This is a genomic window from Falsiruegeria sp. JB4-1, from assembly GCF_055693495.1.
In genome coordinates, this window is the sequence record NZ_JBVFTZ010000001.1 from 730,794 (window position 1) to 753,772 (window position 22,979).

Below are 22,979 nucleotides of genomic sequence, written 5' to 3' on the forward strand. Positions count from 1 at the left end.
TGCCATTGTCTTGACCGACCCGCTGTTCACATTCGCCGTCTTCACCGACACTCATATCCGCGCGCCCGAAGGGGACCTGTCATCGCCCTACGCGGTGAACACAAAGGCCAACGCGCGGGCCGAGGTGGCGGCGGCGCTTGTGGCGGCTCAGGAACCGGCGTTGACGATCCACCTGGGTGACATGGTCCACCCTCTGCCGCATATGGCGGCCTATGGTCCGGCGTGTCAGGAGGCGCGCCGGGTCTTTGCCTGTCTGGAGCCCAACCTGCATTTTGTCCCGGGCAACCACGACATTGGCGACAAACCGCATGACGCCTCGCCAGCGGGGGCGGTGACGCCCGATGCGGTTGCGGCCTATTCGGGTCAATTCGGTGATCAGTGGTCCCATGTAGATCATGGGGGCTGCCGGTTCGTCCTGATCAATTCCTCCATTGTCGGCAGTGGTTTGGATGTGGAGCAGGAGCAATTCGACTGGCTCGAAGAGGTGCTGGCAACCGACAAGCGCACCTTCTTGTTCTCTCACTATCCGCTCTTCATCGACTCAGTTGATGAGGACGAACACTATGACAACTACGGGCCCGAGGGGCGCGCGCGACTGCTCGAGGTGATCGAGCGGCATGGGGTCGAGGCGGTGCTGTCCGGCCATGTGCATCAGTTCTTTTATAACCGCGCAGGCGAGACGAAATTCTATTGTCTGCTTAGCCACAAGCTTTACTCGTCAGGATTTTGCCGAGTTGTACAATGCTGGCCCCGAGGCCGAGTTTGGCCGCAATGATCGTGGCAAGTTCGGGATCATGCTGGTTGACGTTTTTGCAGACGGGCATCGGTTGCGGTTCGTGCCCACGGGCGGCGCGGAATCCGATGCCGTGGTGGACATGAGCCAACGCAAGCCGCCCGCAAAGTCGGGTCTTGTCCCCTTCATGCGCCATGCCTGGTATCAAAGCCGCGATTTGCCCTACACCGGCGCGATGGAGGAGTTCTCGCGCAAGCGGGCGCGCAATGACTATCCGCTGTTGCGGCTATGGCAGATGGGGATAGAGACAGTTCGCACACCGCTGGCCGATCTGGCTCGCCCCGATAGCTTGCGCCGAGTGCAGGATTTTGCGGCGACTGGCGTCCGTTTTAACATGTTCACGACGGCGATGCCGAGTAAGTCTGTGCTGGATCTGATCGCTGCCAACGTGGACGCTCTGGCCGGACTAGAGATTGTGCAAGTTGAACCGGATTTGGTCCGGGTCAAAGAAATAGCCAAGGCGCTGATGAAAGTGGCTGACGTGCCTTTGTATGTCAGCCGCGCGGCAACCTCGGCTGACAACGCGGTCGAGGGGCAGATCTATGCGCACAACGTCTGGACCGGCTACCGCTATGCGCGCCGGGCTGAGGTTTTGGACGCCCTTGCCGACACCGGCCTGCCACTGCGACCGGTCTTTGCCGTAGGATGGAGGGCGGACTGGCTGGGCAAGATCGGAGGCCTGCAGGATGCATTCGAACATCGCGGCATCGAAGGTGCCGTAGCCGTCCAACTGATGACCGGCAGCCCGGCGACTGCGAATTTCGATGACGACTATATCGTTGAAAGTGTGGCTGAACTGGTGCGCGGCCGGGCAAGACATCCCCGCGTGACGGTTATGCTGGATACGTTCGAAACCATCGATCGCGGCTACAATCCACGCCACGGGCTAATCGATCGGCTGGGCAATCTGACTCCGGCGGGAAGGTCTTTGACCCTGTCGCGTGACTGACCCCTGTGACGTCAGCGTCGCAAACAACATGCAGTCCGACGTCAACTTGATATTGGCGTTGGGCCTTTCCTGTGATCATTATCCCTGCACCTGCTTACTGCACGGCAGCGAAGGGAAGAGGTCATGGCGCAACCGAGCATTTACGAACAACATTTGGACCAAAATCGGGCCAACCATACCGCGCTGTCGCCGCTGAGTTACCTTGAGCGGACGGCTCTGATCTACCCTGACTATCCCGCCCTCGTGTATGGCGATCGCCGTCAGAACTGGGCCGAGACCTATGATCGCTGCCGCAGGCTGGCCAGTGCCCTGAACCAGCGTGGCATCGGCAAGGGTGACACCGTCTCGATCATCGCTGCCAACATCCCCGAGATGTACGAGGCACATTTTGGTGTACCGATGACTGGTGCCGTGTTGAACGCAATCAACACCCGACTGGACGCGCCTATTGTGGCCTTTATCCTGCAACATGCCGAAGCCAAAGTGCTGTTGGTTGATCCCGAATTCTCGGGTGTTGTTAAAGAGGCGCTAACACAGTTCGACCGCACGGATTTGTTGGTGATCGACATCGAAGACAACAGCTTTGATGACGGCGAGAAGTTGGGATCGCTGACCTATGACGCTTTGCTCGCCGAAGGTGATCCGGCTTTTGACTGGTCCCTGCCTGCGGACGAATGGGATGCGATCACACTCAACTATACCTCTGGCACGACGGGTAACCCCAAAGGTGTTGTGTATCACCACCGGGGGGCGGCGTTGAATGCGACCTCGAACATCCTGACCTGGGGCATGCCGCAGCATTCGGTGTATCTTTGGACTCTGCCCATGTTCCATTGCAACGGGTGGTGTTTCCCATGGACCATGGCCGCCAATGCGGGCGTGTCGGTCTGCTTGCGTGCGGTTCGCGATGAGCCGATCTATCACGCCTTCCGCGAAGAGAAAGTCACTCATTTCTGCGGCGCGCCCATCGTGCTGAACATGCTGGCCAATGCGCCGGATGAGCTGAAAGATTTCGACCACCAGATCAAGGTGATGACCGCTGGCGCTCCGCCACCAGCTGCCGTGATCGCTAATATGGAAGGGATGGGCGTTGAGGTTACCCACGTATATGGCCTGACCGAAACCTATGGTCCCTCAGTTGTCTGCGCATGGAAGGACGAATGGAACGACCGCCCAGCCGAGGATCGCGCTGCGCTCAAAGTTCGTCAGGGGGTTAAGTACCTCGCGCTTTCGGGTCTGATGGTGGCCGATCCCGAAACGCTGGAGCCTGTGCCAGCCGATGGCGAAACGATGGGTGAAATCTTCATGCAGGGCAACATTGTCATGAAGGGCTATCTCAAAAACCCCGAGGCGACAGACAAGGCGTTCAATGGTGGCTGGTTTGCCAGTGGCGATCTGGGGGTGATGCACCCTGATGGCTATGTCGCGCTTAAGGACCGGTCTAAGGACATCATTATCTCAGGCGGCGAAAACATCTCATCCGTAGAGGTCGAGGACATCCTGTATAAACATCCCGCCGTGATGGAGGCAGCAGTGGTCGCTCGCCCGGACGAAAAATGGGGCGAGACACCTTGTGCCTTCGTTGAACTGAAACCGGGACAAGACGCGACCGAAGTCGAGATCATCGCCTTTTGCCGCGAGCACATGGCCCGGTTCAAAGCGCCCAAGACGGTGGTGTTTGGCAGTCTTCCCAAAACTTCGACCGGCAAAATTCAGAAGTTTGTGTTGCGTGATAAAGCTCGAGCGCTCTGAGGTTGCTCAAGATCCCTCAAAGATTGACAGGTTCAGTTCTAGCAACTCACCCATCCAAACTGCTCGGTCACGGTGGTCTTCAAGGTGCTCGCCTGTGTCAGGGTGTGTGAATATCGTTAATCCCTGCCGGTTCAACATTAACCAAGGCAGCACTTGATCCAGCGCGTCGGGGCCGAAACCCAATTGACAGCTCCACCGAGGGTGCGGTCCCACATTGCGTTCATGAATGCGTCCCATGGTGACTGCGGGAAACAGGCGTGACGCTTCTTCACAGACCGCACGTGCAGTTTTGACAGTGGCCGCGTCAAAATAGACGTGGGCATGGTAACCTTTGATTTCTGGCATTGCGACGGCTCCTCTGGGCATGTCGAGAAATGGTAGGTGCCGAATTACAAAAGGAAAAGGGGGAGCACGCACATGGGTTTGGCCGCCAATCTCCGACATCTAGTGCGGGGGAGATTGACGGTCAGCCACTCTTGGGAACGTCGCCAAAGGGTTTAGGACGCGTGATCGACGATCTGCAAATGTTGCGCCAGCTTGTCGATTTCACCCATCCACTCCTCGACCAGTTTCGGGTCACTAGGGGCGGCATGGACACCAGCAGGAATGGCGCGGTTCATCACCGCTTCGATGGCGAGTGAAACGGGGATCGAAACCAGACGCGCCATTGCCGTGCCACGCTCGTCGCCCCAGGCGTCCATCACGTAGGTCTTGTGCCAGACTTCGCTGCCGTCTTTTTCAGCCAGGAGATCAACACAAAGCACCACGCGATCCGGTTCGCCCTCATCATAGGCATTTTCCGTCCAGAACTGGTCTGACATTTCCACAAGGCGTGCGTCGCCTTCCGGGCCAGACAGTGTCTCAACCTCTTTGAAAACATCGTCCCATGCCTCGGCCCAGCCATTCAGGCGCAGGGTACCGCGGACGAATTCCTTGACCGGCCAGTGCTCTTCGAAATGGTACTGATCCTTGAACGGGATTGAGTCACGGTTGGGATAGACCTCAAAGCTTTCGGGCGTTGGCAGCGGGGCCACATAGGTGCTGATTGCGTCCCACGGGCGGGCCACATCCAGCGGTGCATAATTGCGGATCGAGCGGGAGGGCGACCGCAAGGCCTTGAGCACGCCCAGGGGTGACCAGCTGAACTTGTAGCGGAACGGGTTGGCGATCTTGGGGATGCCTCCGCAATAGGATTTGAAGCTCAGGTGGTTGTCGGCATCGAATGCATTTGATGCGCGATAGTCGTCAATCAGTGCGTGCGCCATCAGATGGTCGATGCCGGGGTCAAGTCCAACCTCGTTCACCAGCACGACACCCGCTTCACGTGCGCGATCATCAAGCGCGCGCATTTCGGGCGCGATGTAGGAGGAGCTGACAAAGTTCGCGCCCTTTGCGATGGCAAGTTCCGCCAGTGGCACGTGCCAGTCGCCGGGCAGCATGGATACGACGACGTCGTCCTTGACCAGTTCACCCGCCAACACGTCGATGTCAAACGCCTTGATGTTGTTGGTCAGGTCGCCGACCTCGTCCTTGGCCTTTTCGACGGTCCGGTTCCAGACGGTCACGTCGTGACCAGCCTCGATCAGGCGTCGCAGTCCGGGGATGGCCGACAGGCCGGTTCCACACCAATGGATTGTCATCTGGATCTCTCCCTTATCCGAATTTGAGCTTGGCGGTGACGATAAACAGAACTGCAGTGACCGCACAGACGTTGGCCAGGATCAATGGCAGGTCGCCAACCATCAGGCCGTAAATCAACCACAGGCTAACCGTCAGCAACAACATCAAGTTCGACGGCAACGACAGACCAGAGGTGTCGCGGGTCGTCCAGGCCTGCCTGGCCTGTGGAATCCAGCAGATGGTGCCAACGATTGCAGCAGCGATCCCGATATAAAGTTCCATGTCAAACGTCCTGCATGTGGGTTTTGAACGTATCTCGCGCACGTCCCCAAACGCCGCTGTCCAGATCGGACAGGGTGAGCAACGAGGCCAACAACTGATCCGCGTAATCTTGCGAGCTCTCTGCGGGCAGCATGGACGGCAAATTGTCGATCGCCATCACATCCAGAACCGGGTTGGTTGCGACGCGCAAGGCAGGGGCGCCCCATGTGGTAGCGCGATCATAAACAGGGACCGGGTTGTAGTCACTGTCCGGGTCGCAGGCGACATCGCCGATTGCCGATAGTCTGCGATCTGCGTTCAGAGCCTCTTTCGGTACAAACACCGGTGTGCCGGGGCGGGCAAAGATGCAATTCAGAAATAGATCATGGTCCAGAATTTCGGAGAACGGCCCTCCGCTTGCGGTCTCGGCCATGTCCCATTTGGTGACGGCAACGCCCATGGCTTCACACAGATCTGCCGCACCCGAGCCGACCCGGCCAAGCGCGCCGATCACGATGGCCTTGGGGCGTGTGGAACCTGTTGCGTCCAATTCGGCAGCCAACTCAGCCAGCAGTGCATCCTTGCCCGGATAAGCCCCAACCGGACCGCATTCTTCGCCCCGCTGTTGCGCTGCCCAAGTCTTGAGCGTCACTGCCGCGCTCGGCGTAACCGGCCCAATACCCGAATGCGGCGACACGACGGCCAGTTTCATCCACCAGATACTCCAGATCATAGAGCGTTCCGCACCCGGCCTTGAACCGCTCCAGCAGGGCCCGGCCCGAATGCTGGCCCTTGAACGCATGGCCAAACATGATGTGCTTGTGCGGTAGGGGCGTGCCATCCTCGGGCAGTTCCTTGAGGCCAAAAATGATGGCGTCCGCCGGGGCCTGCGGCCAACTGTTCTCGGCCGCGATTTCACAGCCTGCGTCACGATAGCCATCAATGCCTATGGCGCGCGTGCCGCTTTCCTCGACCGTGACCTTGATGCCAGCGGCGATCAATTTTGCGGCCCCTTCGGGCGTCAGGCCAACGCGGTCTTCGTTCAGGCGCTGTTCGGCGCGAACCCACAGATGTGTCATGTCTAGTCCTATTCAGAGCATACCGGCGGCCTTGACCGCCTGAACCGAGGCGCGCGCCTCCATTGCGGCGCGGAAAGCGACGATCTTGGGAAAGGCCGAAACATCGACACCGTCCCCTTCGAGCCAGCTGCACACCACATAAAGATAAATGTCCGCAAGGCTGATGCTGTCGCCCAGCACAAACGGCCCACGCAGACCATTGCTTTCGACATAGGCGCAAGAGGCGGTCATGGTCTCGGCCACTTTGCCCTTCATGTCTGCCCAACTGCTTTTCTTGTCCGCCCACCGAGGGCCGCGCATCTTGTGGGCGTGGTTCACGTGCATGGTCGAGGCAAGGTAATACATCACCTCGCGCATCCGCGCCGCCATCACCGGATCAGCGGGCACCAGCCCAGCATTGGGCGCTTTGGCCGCAATGAAATCCAGAAGGGCGCCGGTTTCGGTCAGTATGCCGCCATCCACCACCAATGCGGGAACACGCCCCTTGGGGTTGATCTGGGCATACGCTGGGGTGGTCTGCTCGCCACTGGAAAAGTCCAGTTTCACCGCTTCATACTCCAACCCTGCCTCTTCCAGCGCGATGGCGACGGCAATCGAAATGGTTCCGGGGGCGTAATACAACTGCATCCGATGTCTCCTAGAGGTGGGTCTGGGCATAGTGCCGATCAGGGGCTTCCAGGTGCGGCACTGCGTTGAACAGAACCGGGCTAAGATGGTCGCCAATCGGGAACAGACGATGCATCGACGTGTTCATGATGGCAAGAGCCAGCCGAGACATCGACGGTATGTCCAGCCCCATCGCTTGCCGCATCACCATCGAGATGAACGCACCTGATGTGACCACAACGGCAGGACCGGCGCCTTTGGCGATCTCGTGGATCACGTCATGGGCGCGGGTTTCAAACTCCTGAAAGGTCTCGGGCGGATCCTCGATCTCGCCATTCTGCCAAGCCGTGAACACACGAGGCAGGTGTTGAATGAACCCCTCACGCTCAACCGGAACGGCAACGCCGTGCTGCTGTTCTAGCAGGGTGGCAAGAGTGAAATACTCGATCTCGTTCAGGCGGGCGTCTTGCTCGGGTGTGGGCAAGCCCATGCTGGCGGCGGTTTCCAGATGCCGGGTCAGGGTGCCAGCATAGACGCGCGGATGGTGGGCTTGCGCATCCGACAAATGCGCGCCTAGCCAAACAGCTTGTTGATGTCCCAGCGGGCTGAGCTTGTCATAGCTTTGCTCGTCACGGGCCTCGGTGTTGGCCTGACCGTGACGGATAAGTGTGATGTGGGACATGCGCGTGCTCCTGTTGGGGCAAGTCTTAGGCGAGGTCTCAGTCAGGGACCAGAGGCGTTTGACATGTGAGTGACGAAAACTGTCGTGGTGTCTTGTGGCGCGTCGCAGGCTGAATATGTTCAGGATACATCAACAGGAGATCGCGCCATGTCCATCAATCCCGAACGGTTTCTGAAATCACTGCATGACCTGCGTCAGTTTGGGGCCTCGGGCGTGGGCAAGGGCGTTGTGCGGCCTGCCTTTTCCGATGCCGACATTGCTGCCCGCAAATGGCTGGCGGATCAGATGCGGGATGCCGGTCTGTCACCGCATTTCGATCCAGTGGGCAACTTGTTTGGCTTGGCGGAAGGACCGTCGATCCTGCTCGGTTCACACACCGACAGCCAACCCGAGGGCGGATGGTTGGACGGAGCCCTTGGTGTGATGGCGGCGCTGGAAGTGGCGCGGACGTCTGACGTACCGGTTTCGGTCGTCAGTTTTCAGGACGAAGAGGGACGGTTTGGTGTCACTACCGGATCGGCCATCTGGTCTGGGAATTTGCCGTTGGAGAAGGCGGATGCTTTGACTGACAACGCGGGAATTCCCTTTGCAGAGGCACGCGCGAGCATGAAAGATGTTGCAGGCGATTTTGTCGACCCGTCACGCTTTACGGGTTACATCGAAATGCACATCGAACAGGGACCGACACTCGATGCCAGCAACGAGCAGATCGGTGTCGTGACCGAAATCGTTGGCATCCGCGATATGAAGATTACTTTTGACGGGCAACAGAACCACGCTGGAACTACACCTATGAATTTGCGGCGGGACGCGTTTCAGGCGCTGTCGGCATTCAGCTCGGAGCTCAACGACCGTTTCCGCAATGTTGTGACCCCTCGAACTGTCTGGACTATTGGGCATGTCAGCCTGCACCCCAATGCGTCTTCCATCGTACCCGGGCGGGCAACCTTTTCAATGCAATGGCGGGACGGTGATGTCGACCGGTTGAACCGAATGGAGGAGATCGTTCGCACAACCGCAAACGATATTGCGGCGACACGGAAGCTTGGGGTTAGCTTTGGTCCGCTTTTGGGATTGGAACCCGTAGCCATGGACGCTGGATTGCAACTAGCGTTGGAAAAAGCGGCTAAGAAGATCGCTCCGAACAATTGGCGCAACATGCCGTCCGGAGCTTTGCACGATGCAACCAATGTTGCCGAATTGATGCCGGTGGCCATGCTGTTCGTGCCGTCAATCAACGGCATCAGCCACGCGTTCGAAGAGGATACTGAAGAGTCCGATCTTGTGGCCGGGCTAGGTGTCCTTACAGATGGGGTGAACTCACTGTTTTAGAGATTTTCCTATCTCTCGCCCTGATTTTGCCTACAAATTCTGTTTCACTCTGGTTTCAAATAGCCAGAAGACAGGTCTTTTTTTGCATGCGGATTTCAGGTGTGAGAGTTAGTATCGTATTGATTTTTATTACTGCTTTGGTCGCGGCGTGCCAGGAGCAAGTGAGTCGAAACGATGGCGCCAGGATTCTGGCAGTTGGCGATTCCCTGATGGCCTGGAATTCGGCATTTGGCAATTCGATACCTCACGTGATCGAAGAACGGCTGGGCGAGCCCGTTGTTGACCGCTCTGTTCGAGGTGCGTGGATGACGGTGCGAAACGTGGACAATCCTGAACGCGGGATCAACATCCCCCAACAATACGTGCCTGGGGATTGGGATTGGGTAATCGTCAACGGGGGCGGTAATGACCTTTTGTTTGGCTGTGGTTGCGGAGTTTGTGACGGAATCCTTGACCGGATGATATCCAAAGACGGTTTGAGCGGTCAGATCCCCACATTTGCGCGCAGGGTTCGCGACAATGGCGCACGTGTGCTGTTTACGGGATATTTGCGCAGTCCAGGTCTCTTAACTCCTATCGAACACTGCAAGAACGAAGGAGACGAGCTCGAAGCCCGCCTCACGCGTTTGGCCCAGCAGGAAGACGGGATCGTTTTTGTATCGAACAAGGACGTCGTCCCTAGCGGGGGCATCACGTATTTCTCGCCCGACCTTATCCACCCTTCGCGTAAATCCAGCCGCATCATCGGAGCACGGCTGGCCACGGTTATCACCGACTTCGACAGCCGCTGATGTTCGTCAGCCCAGCAGCATGATTTCGGTGTCGCCTGCGCTGCGGCGCAATTCGTGCAGCTCAATCAGTTCAGGATCGTCGATCCAAGCTTTTGCGGATTCGGTATCTGGGAAGGACAACAGGGCCGCCACGTCTGGTAGATGAGGGGACCCATCCAGAGCACTTGTGTTAGGGGTTGCATACTCGACCTTACCACCATGCCGAGCCAATGCGGCCCCAGCCTGTTCCCGGTAGGTAGTCAGCGCTGCTGGATTCTTTAGATCGGCTTTAAAAACTGCATAGATCATCGGGTTCTCCTTTTGATGTCAGCTGTGTGTTCTGGATTTAGGTTCAGGTGGAGCTTGCGAAAACGCGTGAATTTGCAGGTTGAACATGCGAAAACGCATGCATGGAAATACAGTGGGACGATCTCAAAACCATTCTTGCCGTCGCCAGAACAGGTACGCTTGCAGCCGCCGCTGACACTTTGGGGATAAACTACACGACGGTGGCCCGGCGTATCCAAAGAGCCGAGGCTGCTGCAGGAGAGGTTCTGTTTCATCGGCAACCAGACGGGTATTTGGCAACCGAAACAGGTAGGTTGGTGGCAGAAAAAGCGGCTGAAATGGACCAGCAAGCTGAGTCGCTTTTTCGGGGTTTGCGTGGAAGCGATCAGTCTTTGCGGGGAAAGCTTGTCTTGACGGCGCCTCAGTTGCTTGTCGGGCCTTATGTAGCACCGGTTCTTGATCAGTTTTCCAAACGCCACCCCGAAATCGATATCCAATTGCGTGCGACCAATGATCTTTTGAACTTGAACACACGTGAAGCGGATGTTGCTATTCGCATCAGTCGCACTCCGGGTGATGCACTCACCGGGCTTCGTCTTTGTGAGCAGCAGGTCGCCAGTTTTGCGGCGCCGTCCGTCGCGCAACGCATGCAGGACGAACCAGATGCACCGATAGACTGGATTGTCTACGAGCAAACCCCGCGTGTGCCCAAGGCGTCATTGGAACGGTATCCAAATAGTCGGGTCAGAATGATGTTTGATGACATGGTGGCCATGGTTGGCGCAGCCCAGTGCCAGCCTGGGCGTTGTTCGCATGCCGATGTTTTTGGGCCGCGCGACGGTTGGCTTGCAGCAGGTTCCGGTGCTGCCGCCGGAATCTTATGCCGACATCTGGGTGGTGGCGCACCGCGATGTTTGGCCTTCTGCAAAGGTCCAGGCATTGCGGGACATTTTGGTGCCTTGGTTCAAGGCCAACCGATGGTGCTTTGTCAGCTGACCTCGGGTGCAGAACACGCAAGGTTCATCCACATTCACTACCGCATCAGTGCCATTCAACATCGCCCAAGAATATGTATCCAGCGCCATAGATCGTCTTGATCAGACGGGGGTTCTTCGGGTCTTCGTTGAGTTTTGTCCGCAGTCGCGAGATGCGGACGTCCATGGCGCGGTCAAAACTCTCTCCGGCGCCACCGCCGAGCATCTCCTGCATCTGCGCTCGGCTGATCAGACGTTTGGGGCTTTCAAGAAACAGCCGCAAAACCTCTCCCTCGGCATGCGAAAAGGTGCCTTCTTCACCGGTCTCATTCTCAAGAACATAGCGATCGAAATGTGCTGTCCATCCATTGAACACGGCTGTGTTCCCGCCACTTTGTATCGTCTTGGATCCGTCGCGAAGTCTGGCCCGCACCCGTGCGACAACCTCGGCCGGATCAAAAGGTTTGGTGATGTAGTCATCAGCGCCCAGCTCCAGCCCGGTCACGCGATCCTGAACTTGAGCACGCCCCGAGATGATGATGACAGATGCGCCCTGCTCCAAAGCCAAACGATGGACCAGCGCCAACCCATCCGTGTCAGGAAGGGATAAGTCAACAAGGCAGACATCCGGCGTGACCCTCTTGAGAGAAGCTTCGAACTCGCGAGCACGGGAAAAGCTCTGAGTGCGAAACCCGGCGTCTTCAAGCACGTCAGTGAGAATTTGGCGAATCTCGGGTTCGTCGTCGAGAATTGTGACGAGCGGTGTGGTCATTGTTCAGCCTCAGGTCGGATCAGCGCAGAAAGCTGAGCACGGGTGAAAGGTTTACGAAGAACTGGCCCCAAAGCCAGAGCTTGGCGATGCGTCGGGTCGCTTAACGGCAGCGAAGTCATCAGCACGATGGGCAAGTCATTACTCAATCGCTCGGCCAAGTCCAAACCGGTCGCGAGACCTTCGAGTTTGATATCGGACAGAACAAAGTGGATGTCAGGAAGATCAGCTGCCAAGGCGCAGGCTTCATCCACTGAAGTTGCTTCGATTACAGTGTGACCCAGCTCTACCAGCATGTCCCGGAAGTTTGCCCTCAATTCCTCGTTGTCTTCGACTAACAGGGCCAGGCCACCCTTGGAATGTGGCGCCGCGCGGTAGGGCAGGCGCAGCACAACCGAAGCTCCGTACGGGGTATTGCGAAGCCTCAAGTCACCCCCTGCAAGTTTGACGGTGTCATAAACCATCGGCAAGCCAAGCCCCGATCCTTCGCTTCCCTTTGAGGTGAAAAACGGATTGAGCGCCTTATCCAAGGCTTCTTTTGAAAACCCAGGGCCCGTATCACTCACGGTAATCTCGATCCAGATCTTGCCGATAGAATGGGCGCTGACTGTAATCTGCCCACTGGTGCCGCAAGCATCGCGCGCGTTTAGTATCAGATTCAGAAGAGCATCCTGCAACATTCCGGGATCCAACATCAGAGCTTCGTCAGGCGTGTGATCGAGAACACTCAACCCGATGCCTTGTGGCAACGAAGGTGACGCCAGCAGCTTCAGATCCTCGAGTACGCCGTGCATGTCGGTCGCAACGGGGCGCAGGGTCCGATTGCCGGTCATATCCGCGATGCGGTTCAACAATCGCCCACCACGTTGAGCAGTCTGTTGGGTGGCGGTGATCAGCTGGGCGGCTTCTTCTGACAGATTCATGCGCGCCAGTTTGGATTGCATACCCAGAATGATGGTCAGCAGATTGGAAAAGTCGTGCGCTAGCCCACTGGTCATCTGCGCCGCCATGGCGCGTCGACGCGATTGCTGCAGGGCGACGCGGGCCTGAGTTTCCTCAGTTATATCCATCGAAAGTATATAAACGCCGCCACTGTCTTCGGGGGTAAAGGCAACACGGATGCGGCGGGAATCGTGACCTTCGGTGAATTCAAAGACCGAACTTTCCCCAGTGTAGGCGGCTTTGAGATGAGGTTCGATCTTGGCAAAGGATGGGCCCAAGGCCTCGGAGATGTGCATCCGCAGAATGTTTGACGGGCGTCCGGGGATGACGGAACTCAGGCGACGGTTCGAGTAGGTATAATAACCTTGGGCATCCACATGGGCGATGTGAGCAGGCATCATTTCCGTGGTCAGGCGTGTTCGGGCCTCAATTGCCGTCAGCTGCCGCTTGGTTTCTTCCAGTGCACTGTTGGTTGCCGCTAATTCACGGTTGGTAGCGGACAATTCTTCGGCGTGACTAAGCAATTGATCCGATAGCTCTTCGGACCGGGACCGAAGCAACTCTTCGACTCGTTTGGTGCGCGTGATGTCGGTGTAAACCGTGACCCAACCACCCTCGGCCAAGGGGGCCCCTTCGATCGAGATCACCTGACCATTGGGACGCGTACGTTCGAAATAGTGCGGGACAAAAGCCAGTGCTTGATCAACGCGGCTCTGAACCAGGGCATCTATGTCGTCGACTGGGCCGTAATCCCCGCGCTCGGCAATGAATCGAATGGTCTCATCAAACCGGGCACCGGGTTCGGACAGCGAATCTGGCAAGAAGAACATTTCCTGAAACCGGCGATTGCAAACGGCCAGCTTCAGATCGTCGTCGTAGATCGAAATGGCCTGCGCAATCAGGTTCAGACCCGCAGTTGTCATCGTCTTGATATATGCGTCACTGGTGTTCAATTTGGCCCACTCCCATACCGTTCCTAGCATCGCTTTCCGGCAGACGGTAGCCATACGGGCGTGTGAACTAAACTGAACTTGGGCGAGTTTTTGACCGCTGTTACAATTCGTAAGATTTGGGAAAACATCAGGAAAAAGTTGACCCTGAACACTGAGCGCGTTCCTAATCGGGACAGAATCGCCTTGGGAAGTTTGAGGTGGTTGTTTCCGGCCCAGCGGAGGGGGTCGGTTGGGGAGGAGAGAAAAATTGGCTCAGACGCAGTCTGGCGCTGAAGGGATGCAATCCCTTCCGGCGCTGCTTCATCGTAATGCGACCCGGCACGGGTCAGCGCCCGCATACCGGGAAAAAGAATTTGGGATCTGGCAGACCTGGACTTGGTCCCAGACCGAGAAAGAGATTGAAGCACTGGCCTTGGGGCTGATCAATCTTGGTGTGAACGAAGGCGACTTTATTGCCATCATCGGACGCAACCGCCCGTATCTATATTGGGCGATGGTTGCCGCGCAATCGGTGGGGGCCGTGCCGGTCCCTCTCTATCAGGACGCCAATGCCGAAGAGATGGCTTATGTGCTGCAACATTGCGGTGCCCGTTTTGTCATCGTGAGTGACCAGGAGCAGGTCGACAAAGTGATCGAGGTGCAGGACCAACTGCAACAGTTCGAACATCTGATCTATCTCGATCCGCGCGGTCTGCGCAAATACGACCATCACACGCTGCATCAGTACAGCCACGTGCAGGATCAGGGGCGCGCAGCCCACGACGAATGGATCACTGACCTGAACGCGCGTCGGGCCAAGCTGGATTATGACAGTACCTGCGTGATGCTCTACACATCGGGCACAACAGGCAAGCCTAAGGGTGTGGTGCTATCGAACCGCAATGTGATTGAGAGCGCCAAGAACGCGAGTGATTTTGACAAGCTGACAGAGAAAGAAGATATCCTGTCCTATCTGCCCATGGCTTGGGTAGGTGATTTTATCTTCTCAATCGGCCAAGCCTATTGGTGTGGGTTCTGCGTGAACTGCCCTGAAAGCGCTGACACGATGATGACCGATCTGCGCGAGATCGGGCCGACCTATTTCTTTGCGCCACCGCGCGTATTCGAAACCCAGCTGACCAACGTCATGATCCGGATGGAAGATGCGGGTTCGCTGAAAAAGAACATGTTCCACAAATACATGGAGCACGCGAAGAAGGTTGGCGGCGATATTCTCGATGGTAATCCAGTCAGTACTGCAGATCGGATGAAGTATGCCATCGGGAACACGCTGGTCTATGGCCCGCTGAAAGATACGCTTGGACTGGGTCGGGTGCGCGTGGGCTATACCGCCGGTGAAGCCATCGGTCCCGAGATCTTTGAGTTCTATCGCTCGCTTGGCATCAATCTGAAGCAGCTTTACGGTCAGACCGAAGCCACCGTGTTCATCACTGTGCAGCCTGATGGCGAGGTACGTGCGGACACCGTGGGTGTTCCGGCCCCAGACGTAGAGATCAAGATCGACGACAACGGCGAGATTTACTACCGCTCGCCCGGAACGTTTGTCGAATACTACAAGAATCCGGAATCCACCGCCTCGACCAAGGACCCCGAGGGATGGGTTGCGACCGGCGACGCGGGATTCTTCGAGGACGGCTCGGGCCACTTGCGGATCATCGACCGTGCCAAGGACGTGGGCAAAATGGCGGATGGAGCCATGTTCGCGCCCAAGTACGTCGAGAACAAGTTGAAGTTTTATCCCGACATCCTGGAGGCGGTTCTGTTTGGCAACGGCAAGGACCGCTGCGTGGCCTTCATCAACATCGACCTCACTGCGGTAGGGAACTGGGCGGAACGCAACAACATCGCTTATGCGTCCTATCAGGAATTGGCCGGGCATCCAAAAGTTCTGGAGACGATCCAGAGCCACGTGGAAACGGTGAACAAATCCGTGGCCGAAGACCCGATGTTGTCTGGATGCCAAGTGCATCGCTTTGTTGTGCTGCATAAGGAGTTGGATGCGGATGACGGCGAGATGACCCGGACCCGCAAGGTGCGCCGTCGGATCGTAGAAGAGAAGTTCGCGGACATTATCGCGGCGCTTTATGATGGCTCGCCCCAGATCTCGACCACGACTGAAGTGACCTATGAGGATGGGCGCAAGGGCTCGATCAGCGCCACGCTCGATATTCGGGACGCGGCCGTGTCATCGGTTGCGGCAAAAATGGCAGCGGAATGAGGGGCGGTTGGACGACGCTCGTCCCCGTGCCGGGGACATCGCCCCGCCCACCATCCCGTAGGGAGCAGTCCCGCCGAATGAATGAGGGAGAGTTTGATGCTGGATGCATCTGAAGGCTATGTCACCGAGGACGGTCGCCAGATCGGCGGCGTGGTGATGGAGATGAAGAACATCACGCTTCGCTTTGGCGGTGTGGTGGCAATCAAGGACATTTCGTTCGACATTCGCGAAGGCGAGATCCGGGCCATCATTGGTCCGAACGGGGCTGGCAAGTCCTCAATGCTCAACGTGATTTCGGGGTTCTATGTGCCGCAGGAAGGCGAAGTGTTCTTTCACGGCAAGAAGCGTCCGCAAATGCGCCCCTATGAGGTTGCGCGTCAGGGGATTGCCCGGACCTTTCAGAACATTGCCTTGTTCGAAGGGATGAGCGTTCTGGACAACGTAATGACGGGCCGCTTGAACCATATGAAATCGGGTCTTTTTTCACAGGCTTTGTGGAAAGGTAAGGCAGAGCAGGAAGAAACCGAAAACCGCGAGATCGTTGAAAAGGTCATCGACTTTCTGGAAATCCAGCACATTCGGAAAACGCCCGTGTCGCGGCTGCCGTATGGCTTGAAGAAGCGGGTCGAGTTGGCACGCGCGTTGGCGGCAGAGCCTAAACTTTTGCTCTTGGATGAACCGATGGCGGGCATGAACGTCGAGGAGAAAGAGGACATGTCCCGCTTTATTCTCGATGTGAACGACGAGTTCGGCACCACCATTGCCCTGATCGAACACGATATGGGCGTTGTGATGGACCTGTCTGACCGTGTGGTCGTGATGGATTATGGCAAAAAGATTGGCGACGGCACCCCGGACGAGGTGCGCACCAATCAGGATGTCATCGATGCCTATTTGGGGGTGTCACATGACTGATCCAAGAGAATTAGAGAATTATGGGCAGATTTCAGTGACGAAGTTTGCAGGGGGAGAGCAGGATGCCTGATTCACTTCTTTATGGAACAGAGGTCGTTCTGAATGGCCTTATGGCGGGGGTCCTCTATGCGCTAGTGGCCCTGGGTTTTGTCCTGATTTACAAGGCATCTGGCATTTTCAACTACGCGCAGGGTGTTATGGCGCTGTTTGCGGCGATGACCCTTTATGGGATCATGGTCGGGCAGGTTCCGTTTGCGCATCTGATCAATGCGATCTTTGGGACGCACATCCATCACTTTGGGTGGGAGGTGCCAGCGATCATTGCGATTGTGCTGACAGTCGTGGTGATGGTGGTCTTTGCTTGGCTGGTTCAGCAATACATCTTTCGTCATCTGGTTGGTCAAGAGCCGATCATCCTGTTCATGGCGACCATTGGTTTGGCCTATTTCCTTGAAGGTGTGGCCGACCTGATGTGGGGTTCCGAGATCAAAGCGTTGGACGTTGGCTTGCCACAGGGTGGTAGCCTTTGGATCGAAGAAAACACCCAGTGGCTGGGGATGGGGAACGAGAACTTCTATGGGTTCTTCCTGGATCAGCTTGATTTGATTGCGACCGTGATTGCTGCGGTACTGGTGATCGCGCTGGTGGCTTTCAGCCAGTACACCAAACAGGGCCGCGCCATGCGCGCTGTGGCGGATGATCACCAGGCGGCTCTGTCGGTAGGGATCAACCTGAACTTCATCTGGGTTTTGGTCTGGTCGGTTGCGGGCTTTGTGGCCTTGGTTGCCGGTATCGTCTGGGGCAGCAAGTCGGGCGTTCAGTTCTCGCTGTCGCTGATCGCGCTGAAAGCCCTGCCGGTTTTGATGCTGGGTGGCTTTACCTCGATCCCGGGCGCCATTGTCGGTGGTCTGATCATCGGGGTCGGTGAGAAGCTGTTTGAGTTTTCCATTGGTCCGCTGGTAGGTGGCGCGACCGAGAATTGGTTCGCTTATGTGCTGGCGCTGCTGTTCTTGGTGTTCCGACCACAAGGTCTGTTTGGGGACAAGATTATCGAAAGGGTCTGAGGTTCAGGGTGGGCGACCCCGTTGCGCCTTGCGCAACGAGACCCACCCGCCCTGAACCTTCACCCAGTATGAGAAACGAAAGGGGTATCCGAAGATGAACAAACTGATCGCCATCATCAACGTGATTGCGTGGTCCGGGTTTTGGGCATTCGGGTATCTGGCCGTCACCGCTGAAGGGTTGACGGAGAGCCAACTGGTGATTGCCGCTCTGCTGGCCTTTGGCGGGCTGGTGACAGGGATCGCTGCTTACATGCGGCTGGTGCGGGCCTCGGAGGTCAGCGGCTATGCCAGGAAATCTAATCAACTCGACGCCGCGGCCCGGAACCGCGCGCAGTCCGAAGGGGGCATCTGAACATGTTCTACCGCGAAGCCGGAGATTTCAAAATCTCCTACACTCAGGACAACCAGACCTTTCCGATCCGGTTTGATCGCTATCGTTACTATGCGGTGATAATCTTTGCCTTTGCCGTGGTCCCGTTTCTGATCAACGACTATTGGGCCAATGCGATCATGCTACCCTTCCTGATCTATGCGATTGCGGCGATTGGGCTGAACGTCCTGACCGGCTATTGCGGGCAGGTCTCGCTGGGTACCGGCGGCTTCATGGCTGTGGGGGCTTATGCCTGCTACAAGCTGATGACTGCATTCCCGGATGTGAGCATGTTCATCCACGTCCTGCTAGCAGGCGGAATCACGGCCCTTGTCGGCGTGTTGTTCGGCCTGCCGTCTTTGCGGATCAAAGGCTTCTATCTGGCAGTTGCCACGCTTGCAGCACAATTCTTTCTGGTTTGGTTGTTCAACCGTGTGCCGTGGTTCTACAACTACTCGGCCTCGGGGCAGATCAACGCGCCCGAGCGTGATGTCTTTGGCATTATCATCACCGGCCCCAATGCACCGGCTTGGGCGACATATCTGTTCTGCCTGATTTTCCTGACATTCTGTGCCCTGATTGCGCGCAATCTGACGCGCGGCACCGTTGGTCGCAAGTGGATGGCCATTCGCGACATGGACATCGCGGCCGAAATCATTGGGGTGAACCCGCTGAAGGCCAAGATGACGGCCTTTGCGGTCAGCTCGTTCTTTGTGGGCATCTCAGGCGCGCTATTCTTTGCCGTCTATCTTGGCGCCGTCGAAGTGGGCGAGGTGTTTGGCATCCAGAAGTCGTTTCTGGTGCTCTTCATGGTGATCATTGGTGGACTGGGATCGATCTTTGGCTCCTTCGCTGGCGCGGCCTTTCTGGTTCTGCTGCCTGTGGTGCTGAAGGTTGTGGGAGCCGACTGGCTGGGATGGCCCACAGATATCGTGGCGCATCTGCAACTGGTGATTGTTGGCGCGCTGATCATCGTGTTCCTGATCATGGAACCGCATGGGTTGGCGCAGCTGTGGCGCGTTGCCAAGGAAAAGTTGCGTCTCTGGCCGTTCCCGCACTGACGCGGGGCTGGCTCAAGAATTGCGGGGCGGAGGACCTCGTTCACGATCGGATAATACCTAGGGAGGAATAAAGCCGATGAAAATGAAACTGACCACTCTGGCGCTTGGTGCGCTGATGGCCGCCGGACCTGTGATGGCAGACCTTGTGTTCCCGTCGTTGAGCTACCGGACAGGACCTTACGCGGCAGGCGGTATCCCGTTTGCGGATGGATATGCGGACTACTTCACCATGCTCAACGAGCGCGACGGCGGCATTGGCGGTGAGGCGATCCGTCTTGTCGAGTGCGAAACTGGCTACAACACCGAAAAAGGCGTGGAATGCTATGAATCGACCAAAGGTGAAGGCGCCTTGGTATATCAACCGCTGTCGACCGGCATCACCTATCAGCTGATCCCCAAAGCGACTGCAGACGGCATTCCGATCCACACCATGGGTTACGGGCGTACTTCGGCTGCCAATGGCGATGTGTTCTCGAACGTCTTCAACTATCCAGCTAACTACTGGAACGGTGCGTCGGGCGTTGTGAACTATCTGCTGGAAAGCAACGGTGGTGACATCAACGGCAAGAAAATCGCGCTGGTCTATCACAACTCGGCCTACGGCAAAGAGCCGATCCGCACCTTGGAAGAGCTGTCGAAAAAGCATGGTTTTGAACTGAACGCTCTGCCCGTTGACCACCCCGGTCAGGAGCAGAAGTCGCAGTGGCTGCAAATCCGGCGTGATCGTCCTGATTACGTTGTGATCTGGGGCTGGGGCGTGATGAACCAGGTTGCGGTTCAAGAAGCTGCAAACATCCGCTTCCCGATGGAAAACTTCATTGGTGTCTGGTGGTCCGGCGCCGAGCATGACGTTCTGTCTGCAGGCGACGCCGCCAACGGCTACAAGGCGATCACTTTCCACAACGTTGGCAGCGATTTCCCGGTCTTTGACGACATCAAAAAGCACGTCATCGACGCAGGCAAGGCGGCAGGTGCTGGCGATCAGGTTGGTACTGTTCTGTACAACCGTGGTCTCTATGCCGCGATGCTGGCAGCCGAAGCTGTGAAAACCGCACAAGAGATGCACGGCGTGACAGACATCACACCGCAGCAGATGCGTGACGGTATGGAAGCTCTGGAAATCACCGAAGACAAGATGGCCGCGCTTGGCATGCCGAACTTTGGACCTTCGTTCAAGGTGTCGTGCGAAAACCACGGTGGCCCTGGTCTAGTTGGTGTGAACCAGTGGGATGCGGCAACCAAGACCTGGTCGCTGATTTCGGACTTCAAACCGACTGACGCAGAGGTGATCGGTGCGTTGGTTAAGGAAGATTCCGGTGCCTATGCGGCGGAAAACAACATTGAACCGCGCTGCTGATTAGCAAGGTTTGAAAACAATCGGAACGGCGGGCGCACCCGCCGTTCCATTCCCCAAAGCCCGGCATGGGAACCGGGCATGCGTGAGGACAACAACTGATGCTGGATGCAGCCAACACAAACGACGTCGGTGTCGAGACCCTTTTGGAGGTCAACAATATCGAGGTGATCTACAACCACGTGATCCTCGTGCTGAAAGGCGTCAGCCTGAATGTGCCCAAGGGTGGGATCACCGCTTTGCTTGGCGGCAACGGTGCCGGCAAAACGACCACGCTCAAGGCGATCTCGAACCTGCTTCATTCGGAACGTGGCGAGGTAACCAAGGGATCGGTCAAGTATCGTGGTCAGGATGTGCACGATTCTGATCCGGCAGAATTGGTGCGCAAGGGCGTGATCCAGGTCATGGAAGGGCGCCATTGCTTCGAGCACCTGACAGTCGAGGAAAACCTGCTTACGGGCTATTACACCCGAAAGTCCGGCAAGGCCGAGATGCAGCGTGACCTTGAACTGGTTTACACCTATTTCCCACGCCTGAAAGAGCGGCGGAAGTCATTGGCAGGTTATACCTCAGGCGGGGAGCAGCAGATGGTTGCCATTGGTCGCGCGCTTATGGCTAACCCGGAAACGATCCTGCTGGATGAACCTTCGATGGGTTTGGCGCCGCAGCTGGTTGAAGAAATTTTCGGCATTGTTCGCGACCTTAACGAAAAAGAGGGTGTGTCCTTCTTGTTGGCTGAACAGAACACCAACGTGGCTCTGCGCTTCGCACATTATGGTTACATTTTGGAATCTGGACGCGTCGTGATGGACGGCCCGGCGGCCGATTTGCGTGAAAACCCGGACGTCAAGGAATTCTACCTCGGCATGTCCGAAGAAGGACGCAAGAGTTTCCGGGATGTCAGGTCCTACCGCCGCCGTAAGCGGTGGTTGAGCTGATGAGGGATCAGGCTATGACGCATTTTGATACCCTTGAAACTCGAAGCGAAGACAAGCGCGCCGCAGATCTGGCGGAGGCCTTGCCGAACCAGATCGCACGGGCGCAGTCGGCCGCTGGTTATGCCGAAAGTCTAGCCGGAGTGGACGCATCCGCCATCCGCCGAGTAGAGGATCTTGTTAGCTTGCCAGTCTTGCGCAAGTCCGAGCTAAGCCGTGCGCAGTCCGAACGCGCACCTTTTGGCGGGTTTACCGTCAAACCGGCAGCGGGGTTTGCCCATATCTTTCAGTCACCTGGCCCGATCTATGAACCGGGAGGCGTGGACCATGATTGGTGGCGCATGGGTCGATTCCTGCATGCGGCTGGCATCGGGCAGGGGGATATCGTTCAGAACTGTTTTGGCTACCACCTGACACCTGCAGGCATGATCTTTGAAAACGGTGCACGCGCTGTTGGGGCGGCTGTGCTTCCCGCCGGTACCGGTCAGACCGAACTGCAGGTCAATGCGGCACGCGACATCGGTTGCACGGCTTATGCGGGAACGCCAGATTACCTGAAGGTAATTCTGGATAAGGCCGATGAAATGGGCGTGGCACTCGATTTCACAAAAGCGGCGGTTGGCGGCGGGGCTTTGTTCCCGTCCTTGCGACAGGAATACGCGGATCGCGGTATCACATGTTTGCAAAGCTATGCCACTGCCGATCTGGGCAACATCGCTTATGAGAGCTCGGCGATGGAAGGAATGATTGTCGATGAACATGTCATCGTCGAGATCGTGACGCCAGGTACGGGTACACCGGTCGCTCCGGGCGAAGTGGGTGAGGTCGTCGTCACTTCCCTAAACCCTGACTACCCACTCATCCGCTTTGCCACCGGTGACTTGTCTGCTGTTTTGCCGGGTATCTCGCCTTGTGGGCGCACCAATATGCGGATCAAGGGCTGGATGGGCCGGGCTGATCAGACGACCAAGATCAAGGGCATGTTTGTCCGTCCCGAGCAGGTTGCGGCATTGGTCGACAAACACGATGAGATCGTGAAGGCTCGCGTGATCGCTTCGCGTCAGGGTGAGATGGATACGATGACGGTACAAATCGAAAGCTCGGACGGAAATGATACCGCCTATGCCAAGTCGGTGGTCGAAGTCCTGAAACTTAAGGGTGCAATCGAAGTGGTCGCCCCGGGATCCCTACCCAAGGATGGGCTGGTGATCGAAGATCAGCGCGTTTACGACTGATCCAAGCGCGCCGTGGTAATAGAAAAGCCCGCGGAAATGTTAACCGTGGGCTTTTTC

22 protein-coding genes and 1 pseudogene are annotated in these 22,979 nt (G+C 57.0%); 14 read left to right on the forward strand and 9 right to left on the reverse strand.

The window, feature by feature from the left end; genetic code table 11:
- The first annotated feature begins 10 nt into the window (after positions 1-10).
- From ACZ1HE_RS03745 to ACZ1HE_RS03755, 3 genes are all read left to right on the forward strand, one after another.
- The gene (locus ACZ1HE_RS03745; RefSeq protein WP_472619609.1) at positions 11-775 is read left to right on the forward strand and encodes a metallophosphoesterase family protein; all 765 of its coding nucleotides are present in this window, start codon (positions 11-13) and stop codon (positions 773-775) included.
- The gene (locus ACZ1HE_RS03750) at positions 735-1,742 is read left to right on the forward strand and encodes a hypothetical protein (RefSeq protein WP_472619610.1); all 1,008 of its coding nucleotides are present in this window, start codon (positions 735-737) and stop codon (positions 1,740-1,742) included. The genes ACZ1HE_RS03745 and ACZ1HE_RS03750 overlap by 41 nt, the downstream gene beginning before the upstream one ends.
- Positions 1,743-1,865: 123 nt before the next feature.
- A complete protein-coding gene (locus ACZ1HE_RS03755; RefSeq protein ID WP_472619611.1) occupies positions 1,866-3,494 on the forward strand; it encodes an acyl-CoA synthetase in 1,629 nt (542 codons plus the stop codon).
- 6 nt (positions 3,495-3,500) lie between these two features.
- Here the strand turns inward: ACZ1HE_RS03755 and ACZ1HE_RS03760 are convergent, their stop codons facing one another.
- From ACZ1HE_RS03760 to ACZ1HE_RS03785, 6 genes and pseudogenes are all read right to left on the reverse strand, one after another.
- The gene (locus tag ACZ1HE_RS03760) at positions 3,501-3,839 is read right to left on the reverse strand and encodes a DOPA 4,5-dioxygenase family protein (protein WP_472619612.1); all 339 of its coding nucleotides are present in this window, start codon (positions 3,837-3,839) and stop codon (positions 3,501-3,503) included.
- Between the two features lie 152 nt (positions 3,840-3,991).
- On the reverse strand, positions 3,992-5,134 hold the full coding sequence (locus ACZ1HE_RS03765) for a saccharopine dehydrogenase family protein (RefSeq protein WP_472619613.1): 1,143 nt from the start codon (positions 5,132-5,134) through the stop codon (positions 3,992-3,994).
- Between the two features lie 13 nt (positions 5,135-5,147).
- A complete protein-coding gene (locus ACZ1HE_RS03770) occupies positions 5,148-5,396 on the reverse strand; it encodes a SemiSWEET family sugar transporter (protein ID WP_472619614.1) in 249 nt (82 codons plus the stop codon).
- A 1-nt stretch (position 5,397) separates the two neighbouring features.
- Positions 5,398-6,454: pseudogene (locus tag ACZ1HE_RS03775) on the reverse strand (saccharopine dehydrogenase).
- Between the two features lie 12 nt (positions 6,455-6,466).
- The gene (locus ACZ1HE_RS03780) at positions 6,467-7,081 is read right to left on the reverse strand and encodes a glutathione S-transferase family protein (protein WP_472619615.1); all 615 of its coding nucleotides are present in this window, start codon (positions 7,079-7,081) and stop codon (positions 6,467-6,469) included.
- 10 nt (positions 7,082-7,091) lie between these two features.
- Entirely contained in the window at positions 7,092-7,742 is a 651-nt protein-coding gene (locus ACZ1HE_RS03785) for a histidine phosphatase family protein (protein ID WP_472619616.1), read from the reverse strand.
- A gap of 147 nt (positions 7,743-7,889) precedes the next feature.
- Between ACZ1HE_RS03785 and ACZ1HE_RS03790 the strand changes: the two genes are divergently transcribed.
- Entirely contained in the window at positions 7,890-9,074 is a 1,185-nt protein-coding gene (locus tag ACZ1HE_RS03790; protein WP_472619617.1) for a Zn-dependent hydrolase, read from the forward strand.
- An 86-nt stretch (positions 9,075-9,160) separates the two neighbouring features.
- A complete protein-coding gene (locus ACZ1HE_RS03795) occupies positions 9,161-9,865 on the forward strand; it encodes an SGNH/GDSL hydrolase family protein (protein WP_472619618.1) in 705 nt (234 codons plus the stop codon).
- 6 nt (positions 9,866-9,871) lie between these two features.
- Here the strand turns inward: ACZ1HE_RS03795 and ACZ1HE_RS03800 are convergent, their stop codons facing one another.
- Positions 9,872-10,153: a DUF1330 domain-containing protein gene (locus ACZ1HE_RS03800; RefSeq protein WP_472619619.1), complete on the reverse strand. Its 282-nt coding sequence runs from the start codon at positions 10,151-10,153 to the stop codon at positions 9,872-9,874.
- A 101-nt stretch (positions 10,154-10,254) separates the two neighbouring features.
- Between ACZ1HE_RS03800 and ACZ1HE_RS03805 the strand changes: the two genes are divergently transcribed.
- The gene (locus ACZ1HE_RS03805) at positions 10,255-11,229 is read left to right on the forward strand and encodes a LysR family transcriptional regulator (RefSeq protein ID WP_472619620.1); all 975 of its coding nucleotides are present in this window, start codon (positions 10,255-10,257) and stop codon (positions 11,227-11,229) included.
- On the opposite strand, the gene ACZ1HE_RS03810 is transcribed toward ACZ1HE_RS03805, so the two are convergent.
- Both ACZ1HE_RS03810 and ACZ1HE_RS03815 read right to left on the reverse strand, forming a co-directional pair.
- On the reverse strand, positions 11,174-11,878 hold the full coding sequence (locus tag ACZ1HE_RS03810) for a response regulator transcription factor (protein ID WP_472619621.1): 705 nt from the start codon (positions 11,876-11,878) through the stop codon (positions 11,174-11,176). The two genes, ACZ1HE_RS03805 and ACZ1HE_RS03810, sit on opposite strands and share 56 nt — an antisense overlap.
- Positions 11,875-13,740 carry a PAS-domain containing protein gene (locus tag ACZ1HE_RS03815; RefSeq protein ID WP_472619622.1) on the reverse strand — a complete coding sequence of 622 codons (1,866 nt, stop codon included), beginning with the start codon at positions 13,738-13,740 and terminating at the stop codon, positions 11,875-11,877. Before ACZ1HE_RS03815 ends, ACZ1HE_RS03810 begins: the two co-directional genes overlap by 4 nt.
- 307 nt (positions 13,741-14,047) lie before the next feature.
- On the opposite strand from ACZ1HE_RS03815, the gene ACZ1HE_RS03820 reads away from it, so the two are divergent.
- The 8 genes from ACZ1HE_RS03820 to ACZ1HE_RS03855 all read left to right on the forward strand — a co-directional run bounded on the left by ACZ1HE_RS03820 (position 14,048) and on the right by ACZ1HE_RS03855 (position 22,922).
- Complete coding sequence (locus ACZ1HE_RS03820; RefSeq protein ID WP_472624347.1) at positions 14,048-15,988, forward strand: AMP-binding protein; 1,941 nt, start codon at positions 14,048-14,050, stop codon at positions 15,986-15,988.
- A 96-nt stretch (positions 15,989-16,084) separates the two neighbouring features.
- Positions 16,085-16,903: an ABC transporter ATP-binding protein gene (locus ACZ1HE_RS03825; protein ID WP_472619623.1), complete on the forward strand. Its 819-nt coding sequence runs from the start codon at positions 16,085-16,087 to the stop codon at positions 16,901-16,903.
- Positions 16,904-16,965: 62 nt separating this feature from the next.
- Positions 16,966-17,967, forward strand: a complete 1,002-nt coding sequence (locus tag ACZ1HE_RS03830) for a branched-chain amino acid ABC transporter permease (protein WP_472619624.1) — start codon at positions 16,966-16,968, stop codon at positions 17,965-17,967.
- A gap of 94 nt (positions 17,968-18,061) precedes the next feature.
- Positions 18,062-18,319, forward strand: a complete 258-nt coding sequence (locus ACZ1HE_RS03835) for a hypothetical protein (protein WP_108784915.1) — start codon at positions 18,062-18,064, stop codon at positions 18,317-18,319.
- 2 nt (positions 18,320-18,321) lie between these two features.
- Positions 18,322-19,398 carry a branched-chain amino acid ABC transporter permease gene (locus tag ACZ1HE_RS03840; RefSeq protein WP_472619625.1) on the forward strand — a complete coding sequence of 359 codons (1,077 nt, stop codon included), beginning with the start codon at positions 18,322-18,324 and terminating at the stop codon, positions 19,396-19,398.
- A gap of 76 nt (positions 19,399-19,474) precedes the next feature.
- Complete coding sequence (locus tag ACZ1HE_RS03845) at positions 19,475-20,755, forward strand: ABC transporter substrate-binding protein (protein WP_472619626.1); 1,281 nt, start codon at positions 19,475-19,477, stop codon at positions 20,753-20,755.
- 98 nt (positions 20,756-20,853) lie between these two features.
- The gene (locus tag ACZ1HE_RS03850; RefSeq protein ID WP_472619627.1) at positions 20,854-21,690 is read left to right on the forward strand and encodes an ABC transporter ATP-binding protein; all 837 of its coding nucleotides are present in this window, start codon (positions 20,854-20,856) and stop codon (positions 21,688-21,690) included.
- A gap of 14 nt (positions 21,691-21,704) precedes the next feature.
- Positions 21,705-22,922 carry a phenylacetate--CoA ligase family protein gene (locus ACZ1HE_RS03855; RefSeq protein WP_472619628.1) on the forward strand — a complete coding sequence of 406 codons (1,218 nt, stop codon included), beginning with the start codon at positions 21,705-21,707 and terminating at the stop codon, positions 22,920-22,922.
- Positions 22,923-22,979 lie beyond the last annotated feature (57 nt).

Coding starts and splice junctions, on each gene's coding strand:
- ACZ1HE_RS03800 (WP_472619619.1), bottom strand. CDS start 10,153: ATGATCTATGCAGTTTTTAAAGCCGATCTAAAGAATCCAGCAGCGCTG.
- ACZ1HE_RS03765 (WP_472619613.1), bottom strand. CDS start 5,134: ATGACAATCCATTGGTGTGGAACCGGCCTGTCGGCCATCCCCGGACTG.
- ACZ1HE_RS03820 (WP_472624347.1), top strand. CDS start 14,048: ATGCAATCCCTTCCGGCGCTGCTTCATCGTAATGCGACCCGGCACGGG.
- ACZ1HE_RS03760 (WP_472619612.1), bottom strand. CDS start 3,839: ATGCCAGAAATCAAAGGTTACCATGCCCACGTCTATTTTGACGCGGCC.
- ACZ1HE_RS03855 (WP_472619628.1), top strand. CDS start 21,705: ATGACGCATTTTGATACCCTTGAAACTCGAAGCGAAGACAAGCGCGCC.
- ACZ1HE_RS03780 (WP_472619615.1), bottom strand. CDS start 7,081: ATGCAGTTGTATTACGCCCCCGGAACCATTTCGATTGCCGTCGCCATC.
- ACZ1HE_RS03790 (WP_472619617.1), top strand. CDS start 7,890: ATGTCCATCAATCCCGAACGGTTTCTGAAATCACTGCATGACCTGCGT.
- ACZ1HE_RS03835 (WP_108784915.1), top strand. CDS start 18,062: ATGAACAAACTGATCGCCATCATCAACGTGATTGCGTGGTCCGGGTTT.
- ACZ1HE_RS03785 (WP_472619616.1), bottom strand. CDS start 7,742: ATGTCCCACATCACACTTATCCGTCACGGTCAGGCCAACACCGAGGCC.
- ACZ1HE_RS03770 (WP_472619614.1), bottom strand. CDS start 5,396: ATGGAACTTTATATCGGGATCGCTGCTGCAATCGTTGGCACCATCTGC.
- ACZ1HE_RS03845 (WP_472619626.1), top strand. CDS start 19,475: ATGAAAATGAAACTGACCACTCTGGCGCTTGGTGCGCTGATGGCCGCC.
- ACZ1HE_RS03840 (WP_472619625.1), top strand. CDS start 18,322: ATGTTCTACCGCGAAGCCGGAGATTTCAAAATCTCCTACACTCAGGAC.
- ACZ1HE_RS03830 (WP_472619624.1), top strand. CDS start 16,966: ATGCCTGATTCACTTCTTTATGGAACAGAGGTCGTTCTGAATGGCCTT.
- ACZ1HE_RS03795 (WP_472619618.1), top strand. CDS start 9,161: ATGCGGATTTCAGGTGTGAGAGTTAGTATCGTATTGATTTTTATTACT.
- ACZ1HE_RS03810 (WP_472619621.1), bottom strand. CDS start 11,878: ATGACCACACCGCTCGTCACAATTCTCGACGACGAACCCGAGATTCGC.
- ACZ1HE_RS03825 (WP_472619623.1), top strand. CDS start 16,085: ATGCTGGATGCATCTGAAGGCTATGTCACCGAGGACGGTCGCCAGATC.
- ACZ1HE_RS03815 (WP_472619622.1), bottom strand. CDS start 13,740: ATGACAACTGCGGGTCTGAACCTGATTGCGCAGGCCATTTCGATCTAC.
- ACZ1HE_RS03805 (WP_472619620.1), top strand. CDS start 10,255: ATGGAAATACAGTGGGACGATCTCAAAACCATTCTTGCCGTCGCCAGA.
- ACZ1HE_RS03850 (WP_472619627.1), top strand. CDS start 20,854: ATGCTGGATGCAGCCAACACAAACGACGTCGGTGTCGAGACCCTTTTG.
- ACZ1HE_RS03755 (WP_472619611.1), top strand. CDS start 1,866: ATGGCGCAACCGAGCATTTACGAACAACATTTGGACCAAAATCGGGCC.